The 13223-nt window shown below is 57.1% G+C and carries 15 protein-coding genes; 10 read left to right on the top strand and 5 right to left on the bottom strand.

Annotated features, from left to right (window positions below; all coding sequences use genetic code 11):
* Positions 1 to 2 precede the first annotated feature (2 nt).
* From PSH80_RS16525 to PSH80_RS16480, 10 genes are all read left to right on the top strand, one after another.
* Positions 3 to 341, top strand: a complete 339-nt coding sequence (locus PSH80_RS16525; protein ID WP_170045043.1) for a phage tail protein — start codon at positions 3 to 5, stop codon at positions 339 to 341.
* A gap of 10 nt (positions 342 to 351) precedes the next feature.
* The gene (locus tag PSH80_RS16520; protein ID WP_181125181.1) at positions 352 to 1101 is read left to right on the top strand and encodes a phage minor tail protein L; all 750 of its coding nucleotides are present in this window, start codon (positions 352 to 354) and stop codon (positions 1099 to 1101) included.
* A 2-nt stretch (positions 1102 to 1103) separates the two neighbouring features.
* Positions 1104 to 1859, top strand: coding sequence for a C40 family peptidase (locus PSH80_RS16515; protein ID WP_181125180.1), 756 nt, complete (start codon positions 1104 to 1106; stop codon positions 1857 to 1859).
* Positions 1856 to 2434, top strand: coding sequence for a tail assembly protein (locus PSH80_RS16510; protein ID WP_181125179.1), 579 nt, complete (start codon positions 1856 to 1858; stop codon positions 2432 to 2434). Before PSH80_RS16515 ends, PSH80_RS16510 begins: the two co-directional genes overlap by 4 nt.
* Positions 2435 to 2491: 57 nt before the next feature.
* Positions 2492 to 6166 (top strand): phage tail protein, encoded by a 3675-nt coding sequence (locus PSH80_RS16505; protein WP_305417542.1) that lies wholly within the window; start codon positions 2492 to 2494, stop codon positions 6164 to 6166.
* A 993-nt stretch (positions 6167 to 7159) separates the two neighbouring features.
* Positions 7160 to 7699, top strand: a complete 540-nt coding sequence (locus PSH80_RS16500; protein WP_305417540.1) for a hypothetical protein — start codon at positions 7160 to 7162, stop codon at positions 7697 to 7699.
* Positions 7699 to 7998 carry a hypothetical protein gene (locus tag PSH80_RS16495; RefSeq protein WP_305417538.1) on the top strand — a complete coding sequence of 100 codons (300 nt, stop codon included), beginning with the start codon at positions 7699 to 7701 and terminating at the stop codon, positions 7996 to 7998. Before PSH80_RS16500 ends, PSH80_RS16495 begins: the two co-directional genes overlap by 1 nt.
* Positions 7995 to 8249: a hypothetical protein gene (locus PSH80_RS16490; RefSeq protein ID WP_170060576.1), complete on the top strand. Its 255-nt coding sequence runs from the start codon at positions 7995 to 7997 to the stop codon at positions 8247 to 8249. The genes PSH80_RS16495 and PSH80_RS16490 overlap by 4 nt, the downstream gene beginning before the upstream one ends.
* Before the next feature lie 59 nt (positions 8250 to 8308).
* Positions 8309 to 8734: a cell wall hydrolase gene (locus tag PSH80_RS16485; protein ID WP_305417535.1), complete on the top strand. Its 426-nt coding sequence runs from the start codon at positions 8309 to 8311 to the stop codon at positions 8732 to 8734.
* A complete protein-coding gene (locus PSH80_RS16480) occupies positions 8734 to 9231 on the top strand; it encodes a DUF2514 domain-containing protein (protein WP_305417533.1) in 498 nt (165 codons plus the stop codon). Before PSH80_RS16485 ends, PSH80_RS16480 begins: the two co-directional genes overlap by 1 nt.
* A gap of 36 nt (positions 9232 to 9267) precedes the next feature.
* Here the strand turns inward: PSH80_RS16480 and PSH80_RS16475 are convergent, their stop codons facing one another.
* From PSH80_RS16475 to PSH80_RS16455, 5 genes are all read right to left on the bottom strand, one after another.
* A complete protein-coding gene (locus PSH80_RS16475; protein ID WP_170060838.1) occupies positions 9268 to 9816 on the bottom strand; it encodes a DUF4760 domain-containing protein in 549 nt (182 codons plus the stop codon).
* A gap of 278 nt (positions 9817 to 10094) precedes the next feature.
* Positions 10095 to 10448, bottom strand: coding sequence for a hypothetical protein (locus PSH80_RS16470; RefSeq protein WP_169872220.1), 354 nt, complete (start codon positions 10446 to 10448; stop codon positions 10095 to 10097).
* A gap of 254 nt (positions 10449 to 10702) precedes the next feature.
* Positions 10703 to 11878, bottom strand: a complete 1176-nt coding sequence (locus PSH80_RS16465; protein WP_170060802.1) for a tyrosine-type recombinase/integrase — start codon at positions 11876 to 11878, stop codon at positions 10703 to 10705.
* Positions 11879 to 12202: 324 nt separating this feature from the next.
* Positions 12203 to 12598, bottom strand: coding sequence for a hypothetical protein (locus PSH80_RS16460; protein ID WP_057438507.1), 396 nt, complete (start codon positions 12596 to 12598; stop codon positions 12203 to 12205).
* A 301-nt stretch (positions 12599 to 12899) separates the two neighbouring features.
* Entirely contained in the window at positions 12900 to 13112 is a 213-nt protein-coding gene (locus PSH80_RS16455) for a helix-turn-helix transcriptional regulator (protein ID WP_057439475.1), read from the bottom strand.
* Positions 13113 to 13223: the final 111 nt, after the last annotated feature.

Here is a 13223-nt window from a genome sequence, read left to right as displayed (position 1 = left end):
CCATGGCGATTGAAACTTTCACCTGGGACACCCAGCACGGGGAGGCGCCGACATTTGAATATAGGACCAGGGAATCACGCTTTGGCGGGGGCTATAAGCAAGTTGTCGGCGATGGTCCAAACAATAAAGAAGATGCATACCCGATAACCCACACCGGCACCACCTCGGCAGCAAAGGCCATGATGGCCTTCTTTGACCGCCACAAGGGCGCAAAGGCCTTTCTCTGGACTACACCGCTGGGGGAGTTGGGCTTATTCACATGCAAGAACCCAACCCCGACCCCTATGGGTGGGGGCGTATTCAAAGTGACGGCGACATTTGAGCGCGCCTTCCACCCGTAAAGGTCAATCCATGTCGCTGATCAATGCTATCCAGACTCTTGAGCCTGGGAATGAAGTCATGCTGTTCGAACTGGACGGCAGCGACTACGGCGCCGATGTTCTGCGCTTCCATGGCCACGCTATACCGCATACGCCTGCAGAACTGATCGCCGCCGGCGGCAATGCTGACCAGTTGCCGGCCAAGTCGATTTGGTGGAAGGGCGAAGAGTACGGCGCCTGGCCCATGCAGTATGAGGGCAGCGAGGCGAATGGTGACGGCACCGCGGTACGGCCCAAGTTGTCGGTCGGCAACGTGAATGCCCGCATCACGGCGCTATGCCTGGCCTTCGAGGATCTGCTCGAGTTCAAGCTGACCATTCGCAACACGCTGGCCGAGTTTCTCGACGCCGTGAACTTCGAAGGTGGCAACCCCACGGCCGATCCCACCCAGGAATCTATCGAGGTCTGGTATGTCGATCAGAAAACCAACGAGGACGGCGAGTCGGTTACCTGGGATCTGGCCAGCCCGGGCGATGTCGGCGGCGAGACGATCGGTCGCCAGATGACGACATTATGTCACTGGTGCCTAACGGGGGGTTACAGAGGCCCCAACTGTGGCTACACCGGCCCCTACGTCACCAAAGACGGGGTTGTCACGGATGACCCCGAACTCGACGAGTGCGATGGCACGCTCGGCAAGGGCTGCGACCCACGCTTCGGCGTGGGAAACCCCGCCTCGTTCGGTGGTTTCCCCGCTGTTTCCTTGATCGCCCGGAGCTGAATATGCGCAAACACATCATTGCGGCCATCCAGGCGCATGCTGCGGCCGAGTACCCGAAAGAGTGCTGCGGGCTGGTGCTGGCCGTGGGCCGGGCGCAGAAGTACTTCCCGTGCCGGAACATCGCCACGGAGCCAAACGAAGAGTTCCGGCTCGACCCAGAGGACTACGCCGCGGCGGAAGACCAGGGTCAGGTCATCGGTATCGTGCACTCGCACCCGGACGCCACCAGTCGGCCGTCATCGCGAGACCTTGCTATGTGCGAGGCCACGGACTTGCCCTGGCACATTCTGTCATGGCCCGAGGGAGACCTGCGCACGATCACGCCTACCGGCAGCACGCCGCTGCTCAAGCGCCCTTTCGTGCACGGGGCCTGGGACTGCTGGCAGGTCTGCGCAGACTGGTATCAGCGGGAGTGGGGGCTTGAATTTGAAGACTTCCAGCGCGCCGATGGCTGGTGGGAACTTGCAGACAGCACCAGCCTCTACGAGGCGAACTATGCTGCCGCCGGATTTGAGCGGGTCGACAGTCCGAAGCGCGGCGACATGATCGTGATGGAGGTAGGCCGTACCGCTCACCCGAACCATGCCGGTATCTACCTGGGGACTGACCCGGCGCTGCCCGGCGAAGACGTCAGCATTTTCGGACCTGGGCCGTTTGTCCTGCACCACCTGTATGGTCGTCCGTCCGAGGTGTTCGTCTACGGTGGCCCGTGGCTCCAGCGCACCCGTTTAATTCTTCGACACAAGGAGGCCCGATGAACGCCATCGTTTATTCGCCGATGACCACTATCAAGCTGTCCGGCTCGCTTGCCCAAAAGTTCGGCAGGCTGCACCGGCGCCAGGTTGCTTCGGGCGACACTTGGGAAGTTTTCCGGGCACTGAAGGCCACCATTGAAGGATTCGAGGCCGAGATTCGCCGTCTTGATCGCCTCGGCCTTCGCTTCGCCATCTTCCGTAACCGTAAAAACGTCGGGGCCGATGAGTTCGGCATGGGCGGGGCCAGGGAAATCAGGATTGTGCCTGTGATCGAAGGCAGCAAGCGCGGCGGGATTTTGCAGATTGTGCTCGGCGTTGTGCTGATTGCGGCCAGTTACTTCGGTGCACCGACAGCGCCTGCAGGTATCGCGCTGCTGGCCGGCGGCGTGATTCAGATGCTCAGCCCTCAGGCCGCGGGCCTCAAGCAGAGCGCATCGCCAGAAAACATGCCTAGCTACGCATTCGGCAGCGCCAAGAACACCACGGCCAGCGGCAACCCTGTCCCCATCTGCATTGGTGAGCGCCGATGGGGCGGCGCAATCATTTCGGCATCGATCTACGCCGAAGACAAGACATAGACGAACCGAAGTGAACAGGCCGCCCAAGAGGCGGTTTTTTATTGCCTGGAGGAAAGCATGGGCGCAGCACAGAAGCTGGATATTCACGGCGCCAAAGGTGGCGAGAGTAAGCCGAAGTCGCCAGTAGAGGCACCCGACAGCCTGCGCTCCACCAACGTGGCCAAGATCCTGATCGCCGTGGGCGAGGGTGAATTCGACGGAACGCCCACCGCGCGCGACATCTACCTCGACAACACGCCTATTCAGGATGCCAGCGGCAATTTCAACTTCACCAACGTCAAGTGGGACTGGCGGCCGGGCTCCGTCGAGCAGACCTACATTCCGGGTATTCCCTCTGTCGACAACGAGACCTCGCTGAATATTGAGCTGCGCAGCGGTGCGCCATGGGTACAGTCACTGACGAACCTTCAGCTTTCAGCCGCCCGCATCCGCCTGGCCACACCTCGTCTTGCGAGCCAGGACGCCGAAAACAACATCAACGGCTACCGTATCGAGTATGCGGTCGATGTGGCAACCGATGGCGGTGCATATCAGCAGGTTCTGCTGGGCGCCATTGACGGCAAGACCACTACCCGCTACGAGCGGTCTCTGCGCATTGATCTGCCACCGGCTACCAGCGGCTGGCTGATCCGCGTTCGCCGCCTCACGCCAAACTCGCAGAACACCGACAAAGTAGCGGACAGCCTCTTCATTGCCGGCTACACACAGGTGATTGACGCAAAGCTGCGCTATCCGAACACCGCACTTCTGTTCGTCGAGTTCGACGCCGAGCAGTTCACCAATATCCCGGCCGTGACCGTGAAGTGCAAAGCGCGCCGCTGGCAGGTACCGAGCAATTACGACCCGTTGGCCAGGACGTACACCGGAGCTTGGGACGGTACGATGAAGGAGGCCTGGACCAATAACCCGGCCTGGATCACTTACGGCATCTGCACCCAGGACCGTTTTGGGCTGGGCCGCCGGATCAAGCCTTGGATGGTGGACAAGTGGGAGCTTTACCGCATCGCGCAGTACTGCGACCAGTTGGTGCAGGATGGCGCCGGCGGCACTGAGCCACGCTTCCTGTGCGATATGAACCTGCAGGGCAAGGCTGATGCATGGTCCCTGCTGCGCGACATTGCCGGCATTTACCGCGGCATGACGTATTGGGCCCAGGGCCAGTTGGTCATGCAAGCTGATATGCCTCGGTCGCAGGACATCGACTACGTATTCACTCGCTCCAATGTCATCGACGGAAAGATCGGATACGGCAGCGCATCCGCAAAGACCCGATTCACGCGCTGCCTGGTCAGCTACGACAACCCGCTGAACAATTACGATACGGATGTTACGGTCTATGCAGATCTGCCGCTCCAGCGCCGCCTGGGTGACAAGCCGACGGAGATCAGCGCCATCGGCTGCACTAGGGCATCTGAGGCCCAGCGCCGCGCTAAGTGGCTGGTGCTGAGCAACAACCAGGACCGCACCATCAGCTTCAGGACCGGCATGGAAGGCCGTATCCCGCTGCCTGGGTTCATTATCCCCGTGGCCGACTCGCTGTTGGCGGGCCGGGAGATAGGCGGGCGCATTGCGGCGGCGGCGGGGAAGGTCATCACCTTGGACCGCGACACCCTGGCCAAGGCCGGCGACCGACTGGTGATCAACCTTCCGGGCGGGCGGGCAGAAGGGCGCACCGTAGAAAGCGTGAGCGGCCGCAATGTAACTGTGACTGTCGCCTACAGCGAGGCGCCGGCCGCGCAGCTTCAGTGGGCAATCGACGCCGATGATCTGGCTATTCCTCTATATAGGGTTATGAGGACTGCCCGTACCCCAGAGGGAGACTACGACATCAGTGCGCTGCAGTACGAGCCGAGCAAGTTTCCAAGTATCGACACTGGCGCACGACTTGAAGAACGCCCAATCAGTGTTGTGCCGATAACAGTGGTACCGGCGCCAGCGAGCGTCGACATCACGTCAAACGTCGCGATCGACCAGGGCCTTGCCATCAGCACCATGAACATCTCCTGGCCCGCCGTTTCTGGCGCGGTCGCGTATGACGTGGAGTGGCGCAAGGACAGCGGCAACTGGATCAAAGTGCAGCGCACCGGTTCGACCAGCGTCGATATCACCGGAATTTATTCGGGCGCGTACATCGCCCGCGTGCGCTCGGTGAGCGCCTTCGAAATCTCGTCGATCTGGAAAAGCTCAAACCTGACCAACCTGGAAGGCAAGGTTGGCCTGCCGCCGGCAGTGGCGTTCCTGACCACAGCCAGCGAGCTGTTCGGGATCAGCATCAAGTGGGGTTTCCCACCAGGTGCAGAAGACACCCAGCGTACCGAGATTTGGTATGGCCCTGCGAACGACCTGGGGGCGTCGACCAAGTTGGCCGACCTGGCATACCCGCAGGCTGACTACCGCATGCAATCGCTGTTGGCGGGTGCAACCCTGTTCTTCTGGGCGCGCTTGGTGGATCGCACCGGCAACGTGGGGCCGTTCTATCCGATCGGTAATGGCGTGATGGGCCAGGCTAGTTCTGATGCAGGGCCGATTCTTGAGCAGATCAAAGGGAAAGTTGACGAGAGCGCTATCAGCAAAGAGCTCAACGACCGAATCGACTTGATCGACGGTAGTGGCCCCGGATCCGTCAACGCGAGGATCGATCAGGCTGTTCAAGACTTCGCCGACGCTCTGGCATACGACCCTGAGAAGCCCTACGTTAAAGGCGATATGGTCCGCCAAGGACAGCGGATTTATCAGGCAGAAGGGCCTGTAGCTGTGGGGATCTCTCCTCCGACAGCCCCGTGGAAGGACATCGGTTCAACTCTCGAAGAGGCCAATGCGCTTGCGGGCGAGGTTCACCAGAACACCCTGGATATCGCCGAGGTGGATGGCAAGCTGGTTGCAACATCTGAAAAGGTTGATGGGGTTTACGCTCAGGTCAATCCAACCTATGCAGGCGACACGACCACCAACGCCGGCGACAACACTGTCAGCGCGGGCGTGTGGTCCGTATGGTCTGCGATTGCCGAGGGTGATTACGCTCAAAGCAAGCGCACTGACTTGGTTGAAGCCTCGGTAAATGCCAACACAGCCGCGATATCAACCGAGACCACGGCGCGAGTCTCTGCTGACACTGCCCTGGCTCAGCAAATCATTACTCTTGGCGCGAAAGTTGGGGACAACTCTACCGCTATACAAACGGAAACCTCTGCTCGGGTAGCGGCAGACGGGGTACTTGGCCAGCAGATTACGACCGTAGAAACCAATCTCGACGGGGCCAATGCTTCGATTGCGCAAAACACCCAGGCTATCCAAACAATCGACGGCAAAGTCTCGTTAGGTTGGTCGGTGCGCCTGCAGTACACCTCGGCTACAGGTGAATATAAATATGCCGGTGTGGGGCTCGGCCTAGAAAACGGCCCTGGCGGCTTACAGTCCAAGTTCATTATCGACGCGGACATGTTCGCCATTGGGCAGGGCGGCATAATTCCGTTTGCCGTAACGGACGGTCAGACGTTCATTAACGCCGCGTTTATCCAAGATGGCACCATCACCAATGCCAAGATCGGCAACTACATCCAATCTAACAACTACGTCGCTGGTACCAGTGGCTGGAAGCTGTTCTTCGATGGGACGTTTGAGATTAATGGCGCATTCGGTGGGCAGGCCAGGCAGGTGATTAATAACCGAGGTGGCAAGGTCTATGACGAAAATGGTGTTAAACGATACCAGTGGGGAGACCTTTCCGCATGAGTTATGGAATAAGGATATGGGGGGCTGACGGAGCCCTCCAGCTGGATGAAACATCCTTACTGTCAGGGTTATTTATTCGGCGCTCGTACCAAAAACGGCTGGGCGCTTTGTTGATATACCCATACCCGGGGTTACGCCAAGCAAGGATTCTTGCGTGTGCATCCCTGTGGTCCCCTACCTAACTACTGGGCAGAGGTAAGCGCAATAGCTTTCACGCCGTAGTCTACGAGGGATATGTAAGGGTTTTTTCGGAAGCCCAGCAGCAACTACGGGGCCGACCGGAACAACTACCCAGAGACTTATAGTCACGAGGTATAGGTAATGACGTATGGCCTTACATTCACAAACAACGACAACGTAGTAACGCTTGACTTGAATTCGCAAGACTTGTAATTCTTGATAGCGGCCATGGGGCGGAAGCGCGGGATAGGGATTGCATTTTCAAGTGTAATTACAACCGATGAGCCCCCTTTGTTTTTGTCAGGCCAGATCAAGATGACTACTTTGCATTCTGCCTGGTGCAAGGCGAACCAGGGAACTGGCACGCCTTTAGGTTCAACACCCTGAAGGGAAGTCATTCCAGCGGGAAGTGGTTTATCGCTGCATTCAAGTCCTCGCCAATTGCTGATTACGGTCTAAGGCTATGGGATGCAAACTCGAAGATTATTTTTGATAGCGGGACGCCGTGCGCGCAATTCACTCGCACCATATCCGCCTGGAACTACCTCGGGGCAGAGCAAACACAGCCAGGAGTTTACAGGTATAGCTGGTCCGCTTTTTCACCGCTAAACACTGGCGACTACATGCTTTTAAACAATATCGCCATGGACATGGCGGGCACGGTATCAAGACAGGGCGTAGTCCAAGCGGTCTGGGATTACGGCGGGAACAGGCTAGTGATTCAAGCTACTGGAGTAGACCTGCCGACCGCGCAGTACATCTCGGTAGTCTTTGCGAAGCCAACTTCTTAAATTAGATCAAGAGAACCCACTCATGGCCAGACAGGCAATTAACCTCGGCGCATTGCCGAACGGTGCAGGGGGCGATACTACGCGTTCTGCGAACATAAAAATTAACGATATGACGCAAGAGCTTTATGCTGCGCTTGGTGCTGACGAAGGCGGCGCCCTCCCTGGGGCTCTTCCATTATCGAAGGGCGGCACGGGCGCTAACAGTCTTGCGGGGGCCAAGGCTGTACTTGGTATTTCTGATCCCATTGCGTGGGGGACTAATGCCAACGGTACGTTCGTCAAGTTTCCTGATGGCACGATGTTTTGTTCTGGTACAAGGATGTCTGTCCCTGTGATCGCAAATGTCAGGGCAGATTTTTACCCAACCTTCCCGGCTGATTTTATTCTGACTCCGACGCTTGTGCCGACGCTTGAGTATCCATCTGTTTCTGACGGCAATGGGATTACTGTTAAGCGGTTAACCGGTACCGGGATAGGGGGTACGCAGGGCCTGTTGCAGGTTACTTCTGGGGAAAACAACACTTACATGGTTGGGTACATTGCAATGGGAAGGTGGAAGTAATGATTATTAAACTGTCTCCTTACTCTCCGCTTGATCCATCTGCAACGCTTGAAATCAAAAAGCGCAGCGACGTACTCACAATTAACGGTGAGCGTTACGACTTCAGGCCCCTTCCGGAAGGGGCTACGCTTCCGATGGAGGCTATCTCCGGGACGTGGATCTCTCAACCTGTTCGCCGCGTAGATGGTGAGCTGATTATCACCATTCGTTTTCCGGTTGGGCCCGAGGCAACGGCAGCGGCGCTGTACCCGGCCGACATCATCAATCCGCCTGATGGCAATGTGAGGCTTCCCCAGTGAGCAATATCGATTACAGCATGATGAAGACGGCCGAGCAGCTGCAGCAAGAGCGTGAGCGCGAAGCGTTGGAGGCTGCCCTGGCTTCGCGGCGGGCGGCGTACCTCTCCGAGTCGGATCCGCTGCGCCTGGAAGCTGACTACGATGCCTTGAGCCAGGGGCTGGAGCCCGACTACACAGAGTGGCTGGCATCCGTAGCGGCGATCAAGCAACGCTTCCCGCTGCCAGCCGCCGCCGAGACCGTGAGCGCCTGAGCTTTAGCTGTACACCGCCACCCGCCATCGAGCGGGTTTATTTTTGCCTGGAGAAAAGCATGACCACTTCCGATAAAGACCGGGACATCCTGGCGCGCACGCTCTGGGGTGAAGCCCGTGGCGAGGGGCTGGCCGGCCAGATAGCCGTGGCATGGACCATCCGCAACCGTGTGTTCGACGGCAAGGCCAAGTCCTGGTGGGGCGAGGGCTACGCCGGAGTGTGCCTGAAGCCATGGCAGTTCAGCTGCTGGAACCAAAACGACCCGAACTACGCCTACCTCAGCGGTGCGAAGCCAATCCCGGCCGCGCAGCTCGCCCAGGCCCAGCGTGCTGCTGACCAGGTGATGGCCGGCGCGGTACCGGATCCAACCGGCGGGGCCACCCACTACTACGCAACCACGATGCCCAAGGCCCCGGCCTGGGCGGCGAAGGGCAAGCAGACGTTGTGCCTCGGGCATCACATCTTTTTCAAGGATGTGCCGTAATGACGTCCGTACAGAAACTGGCCGGGCTGGTGGTGCTGATCCTGGTGCTGATGGCCAGCGCCGCCGGCGTCACCTGGCAGGTACAGGAATGGCGCTATGGTGAGAAGCTGTCAGATATCGATCGGGACCAGGCGCTCGCAATTACTGCGGCAGGCGAAAAGGCCCGCCAAGAAGAACAGCGCCGCCAGTCGGCGGTGAACAAGGAGGCAAGCAATGCGCGAGAACAGAACAAGGCTGCAGCTGTGGATGCTGGCTCCGCTGATGCTGCTGGCGGCCGGCTGCACGTCGAGGCCGGTAAGTTTGCCGCCACAGCCTGCAGCGATCCCGGATCTGCCCAGCGAGGCGCGTCAGCCACCCGCGCCGCAATGGTGCTCTCCGAATTGTTCCAGCGGGCTGACAAGAGAGCGGGGGAGCTGGCAGCAGCGTATGACCGAGCCAGAATAGCGGGAATGACTTGCGAGCGGAGTTATGACGACATCAGACCCAAGGCGGAATGAAAAATCCCGGCACTTGGCCGGGATTAAATTGCAGCGTTAGGCATCACATTTCAGCTTGTGCTGATCCCACCGTTTCGCAAGCAATTCAAGCTCTTGAAAAAGGGTATCGATTTGATTTTGTCGCCTGAGTTCCATGACAAAAGCCTTCATAGCTCGCCAGTCCCGCATGACCTGGCTGTACACTGCTCGCTTGTAGATACTTTCATCAAGCGCCCCTTCGCGTATGCCAAGGGCAATAAATTCATAATTATTTATTATCGATAGGATGTGGCTGCGCGCTTCATCCTGAACCTTGTCGCGTGCCGCTAAAGCGGTGAAATCGCCGCCATTGTTGTGAATCATACCCACAGCTTTTTTTGACTCTATCAGGTTCATATCTGTTCGCTGCGTGAGCAGCAAATCGATGGTGGCCCTCTGCCTTGAAAGCTTTTCGTTATGGGCAATAGACTGACGAGAAAGCCGTCCATTGATAATAATTGTGAGAACGGCGGCCCCTGCCCCTAGCAGGATTACCGCCGTTTGAACCCAAAACCCGATTGTTTCACCTAGGATTTTGAGTGGCTGCTCTACGGCAACTGGATCCATTCAATAATCTTCCCATCCATCCTTTATGAGGTTTTTCATCATTACTTTCCTCCTGAGCGGTGCATTCCATGGCAAACAACATCTTCACTGATATTACACCAGTGAGACGCCTCAAACAGCTGTCGCGACACGTTTTGCGCATAAGCGAGAACGTGTCGCGACAGATGGTAGATCAAAGATTGGGGAATTGAATTGAGATATCAACCCTATGCCATGTAAGAGAATGCTTACAAGATGTGGACTGGTACTGGTCTCGCTGCGGGCGTGCCAGGCGTATGTCAGGGCAATTGCTCCTGCTTCCGCTCCTGCAGCAGACGCTGGTTCTCCCTGAACAGGTAGTCGCACTGGCTGGAAACAAGCGACAAGCTGCGCACTTTGGTCCCTAGCACCGTTGTTTCCTCTTGCAGCCTGGCTATCTCCTCGAGCGCCTTCCTTAGCGATTCCTCCGCCTGAGCTTTGCCGGTGGCCAGATCGTCGCTCAGTTGGACCAGGCCGTGCACATTCGCCCGGGCCTTGCGCAACTGGTGGTAGAGGGTGCTGATCTCATCCTCCAGCAGAGAGCAGTGGTGCTTGTGCATTTCGAGAGGCGTGGGGCATCCCAGCCACTCGCAGGTGTCTTCATCGATGTTCATGGTGGGTCAATCCGAATGCTGTATGTGCATACAGTAATCGAGGTTTGCAGGTTGTGCGATGTGAGGCGACGAGCTGTAGGGGATTTTGGTTTGGTGTTCGGTCGGCAGGACGCCGGGGAATGGGTGCGTGACTTTTGCGTGACTCTCTCACGCACTTGTAAGCACTGTGGGCACTGTGGGCGTTCGATTGCAGCGAGCGCCAGTAAAAACGGCCATTTCACAAGGTCTTACGTGTGTACTGCGTGCATGGGGTGCTAGGGTGTGGGCGCTACAAGATCGGCCCACTCCTGCATCATTTCCCGGCGCTGCTCAATATAGGCCGCATGGTTGTATACGTCCCGTATGAAACTGCTGTCAGCGTGAGCGAGCTGCCGTTCAATCCAGTCCCTGTTGTATCCGCGCCCGTTCATCTCGGTGGAGAATAGGTGGCGGAAGCCGTGTGGGGACTGCTTCCCCGTAAGCCCACACGTCCCCATGACGTTACTGGCGTAGTTGATGCCGATCGGTGCTGTAGAGTCGCTTCGATTGGTGAAGACGTATCGAAGATTGCCAGATATTGGAAGCATGCCCCTCAGGAGTTCCACGGCCTGGGTTGATAACGGAACCGCATGTTCACGGCGCGCCTTCATCTTTTGAGCAGGGGTTATCCATGTCGCAGCATCAAGGTCGATTTCAGACCACTCAATCTGCCTGACCTCGCCCGGGCGAGAAGCGGTGTAGATCATGAGCATTACCGCAGCTCGGAGCTGATAGCTCGCAATGTTCTGATTAATGGCCGCAATGGTCTTGGGTAGCTCGCTCATCGGCAGGAATGGGTGGTGGCTGCTCTGCGCACCCTTTTCGGTTACCGCATGCATTTCAGCGGTTGGGTTCGACTCTATGATCCCCGTTGCAATGGCGTAGCTGAAAACCTGGCCCATGCGCTGCCGGGCCTTCACCGCGGTAACGACTGAGCCGCGCTTTTCAATCTTTCGGATCAGGCTGATCACATCTGATCGCTTGATAGAGTCGATCTGCTGGCTACCGAAGACCGGCAGCACATCCAATTCCATCAGGTTTCTGATAATTCGATAGGTGCCTGGGGAGATACTTCCCCTTCTGAAGGCCAGCCATTCGTCGTAGATCCTGCGGAACGTTCGACTTCCTGCCTCAATCAATCCCGCCTTCTTTTCCTTCCTCGATTCACGCGGATCAATTCCGCGTGCAATATCTTCCCGCGCCTCATCTCTTCGTGAGCGCGCTTCCTTCAGGCCCGTGTCCGGGTATGTCCCAAAAGAAATCCTCGCCTGTTTGCCAAGCCATGTGAACCGAAAGTGCCAGCTCTTTATTCCGCTGGCGGCTACGTATAGGGATAGCCCAAGTGTGTCGGGGAGGGTGTACGCCTTGTCCTTTGGCTTTGCCTGCCTGGCTGCGGTATCCGTGAGAGCCACTAGTACATCCTCTGAAAAATATTCCCGATGTACTGGATGATGTACTAAGAAAATGCCAATGGGAAGGTATTGCGCGGTACGGAGTGGTACACGCATGTTTCATGCTTCTGGGGGATGGAGGGTGTTAGTGATACTGAGGGGTTTTAGGCGGGAGTCTACCGTGGAATCTTTGAAAATTTCCACGGTATGACCTGTAAGGCAGGAGTTTCTAGGGCTGTGTGCGATTGTCAGTGTGGGGTGAGCGCTTTATGGGCCCAGGTGACCGACTTGGCGCGCATTCTAACCTGTTTTATCGGGCAACCAGGCGGAGTGCGTAAAGCGCTGTTACTCCTGGGACCATAACGTTGTACTGACCTTGACCCCATCCCCACACGGCAATGAGCGCTGCGACCCTCGGCGCTCCAGTTCGGCATACGCACGGGCACACTGCACCTGGCTTTGGGCGGCGGCGTTATCAATGCTGATATTGCCGGTGGTTTCAGACACCAGGTTGCCGTTTTTCTCCAACCGGATCAGTGGCCGTTCGGGCTGCACTTCAAAGCGACTTTTCGTCGGTTCGGTGCTCAGTGCCAGGTCGGTGGGGGCTGCCGGCAACTGATCTTCGGTGACGCCATAGCGCGTGAGAAGCGAAAGGTTGGGCAAGTCCTGCGCGCTTGCCTGGGCTGCTGCCAGAAGCAGGAACATGCCAAGGCTGTACATTTTTTTGCGATTAGAATGCATGGTTGTATCTTTCCAAAGTTGTTTCCTGGTGGGCTGGATTGAAGAACAACTTATTATTATCGCAACCACGTTTAGGGCAGGGTGTATCCAGCCAGAAAGAAGAGCCGTGGCGGTTGCCGAACTGCGTACCTGGTTCATAAACCTTGAACGAGGAAGGGCTGAAACTGGTGTTACTGCAACCAGTAATCAGGGCGGTAGTGACGAGGCCCAGGAACTTTATGGGTTTCATAAGGGGGAGGTCCGCGTTGAATTTATCAGTGTTTTACAGGGTTGCCCGCAAGCCAGGCAGCTCATTCCAGGGCTAGGCTTCTTCGCTCTCGAACTCCAGCAAGTCGCCTGGCTGGCAATCCAGGGCGATACACAGCTTGTTCAGGGTTTCGAGTTTAACGCCTTTGATCTTTCCGTTTTTCAATAGCGATAGATTGGCTTCGGTAATCCCAATGGCATCTGCCAGTTGATTGGAGCGAATCTTCTTCTTCGCCATCATGACGTCCAATCGAATGATGATTGTCATGGGTTAGATGATGCTTTTGTTTTCATCGTCGATAACTTTTGATTCGGCCACTGTTAATGAGAATGCACACAGAAAGATGCCTTGTATGATCGCATACATAGCGCCGGATGA

The sequence above is a fragment of the Pseudomonas sp. FP818 genome, assembly GCF_030687335.1.
Lineage (GTDB): Bacteria > Pseudomonadota > Gammaproteobacteria > Pseudomonadales > Pseudomonadaceae > Aquipseudomonas > Aquipseudomonas shahriarae.
Note: the sequence above shows the minus strand (reverse complement) of the source record. Positions and strands in the feature narration are given on the sequence as shown.

What these genes read in the sequence shown, in the direction of transcription:
- PSH80_RS16525 (WP_170045043.1), top strand. Translation starts at nt 3, where the DNA reads ATGGCGATTGAAACTTTCACCTGGGACACCCAGCACGGGGAGGCGCCG.
- PSH80_RS16520 (WP_181125181.1), top strand. Translation starts at nt 352, where the DNA reads ATGTCGCTGATCAATGCTATCCAGACTCTTGAGCCTGGGAATGAAGTC.
- PSH80_RS16515 (WP_181125180.1), top strand. Translation starts at nt 1,104, where the DNA reads ATGCGCAAACACATCATTGCGGCCATCCAGGCGCATGCTGCGGCCGAG.
- PSH80_RS16510 (WP_181125179.1), top strand. Translation starts at nt 1,856, where the DNA reads ATGAACGCCATCGTTTATTCGCCGATGACCACTATCAAGCTGTCCGGC.
- PSH80_RS16505 (WP_305417542.1), top strand. Translation starts at nt 2,492, where the DNA reads ATGGGCGCAGCACAGAAGCTGGATATTCACGGCGCCAAAGGTGGCGAG.
- PSH80_RS16500 (WP_305417540.1), top strand. Translation starts at nt 7,160, where the DNA reads ATGGCCAGACAGGCAATTAACCTCGGCGCATTGCCGAACGGTGCAGGG.
- PSH80_RS16495 (WP_305417538.1), top strand. Translation starts at nt 7,699, where the DNA reads ATGATTATTAAACTGTCTCCTTACTCTCCGCTTGATCCATCTGCAACG.
- PSH80_RS16485 (WP_305417535.1), top strand. Translation starts at nt 8,309, where the DNA reads ATGACCACTTCCGATAAAGACCGGGACATCCTGGCGCGCACGCTCTGG.
- PSH80_RS16480 (WP_305417533.1), top strand. Translation starts at nt 8,734, where the DNA reads ATGACGTCCGTACAGAAACTGGCCGGGCTGGTGGTGCTGATCCTGGTG.
- PSH80_RS16475 (WP_170060838.1), bottom strand. Translation starts at nt 9,816, where the DNA reads ATGGATCCAGTTGCCGTAGAGCAGCCACTCAAAATCCTAGGTGAAACA.
- PSH80_RS16470 (WP_169872220.1), bottom strand. Translation starts at nt 10,448, where the DNA reads ATGAACATCGATGAAGACACCTGCGAGTGGCTGGGATGCCCCACGCCT.
- PSH80_RS16460 (WP_057438507.1), bottom strand. Translation starts at nt 12,598, where the DNA reads ATGCATTCTAATCGCAAAAAAATGTACAGCCTTGGCATGTTCCTGCTT.
- PSH80_RS16455 (WP_057439475.1), bottom strand. Translation starts at nt 13,112, where the DNA reads ATGACAATCATCATTCGATTGGACGTCATGATGGCGAAGAAGAAGATT.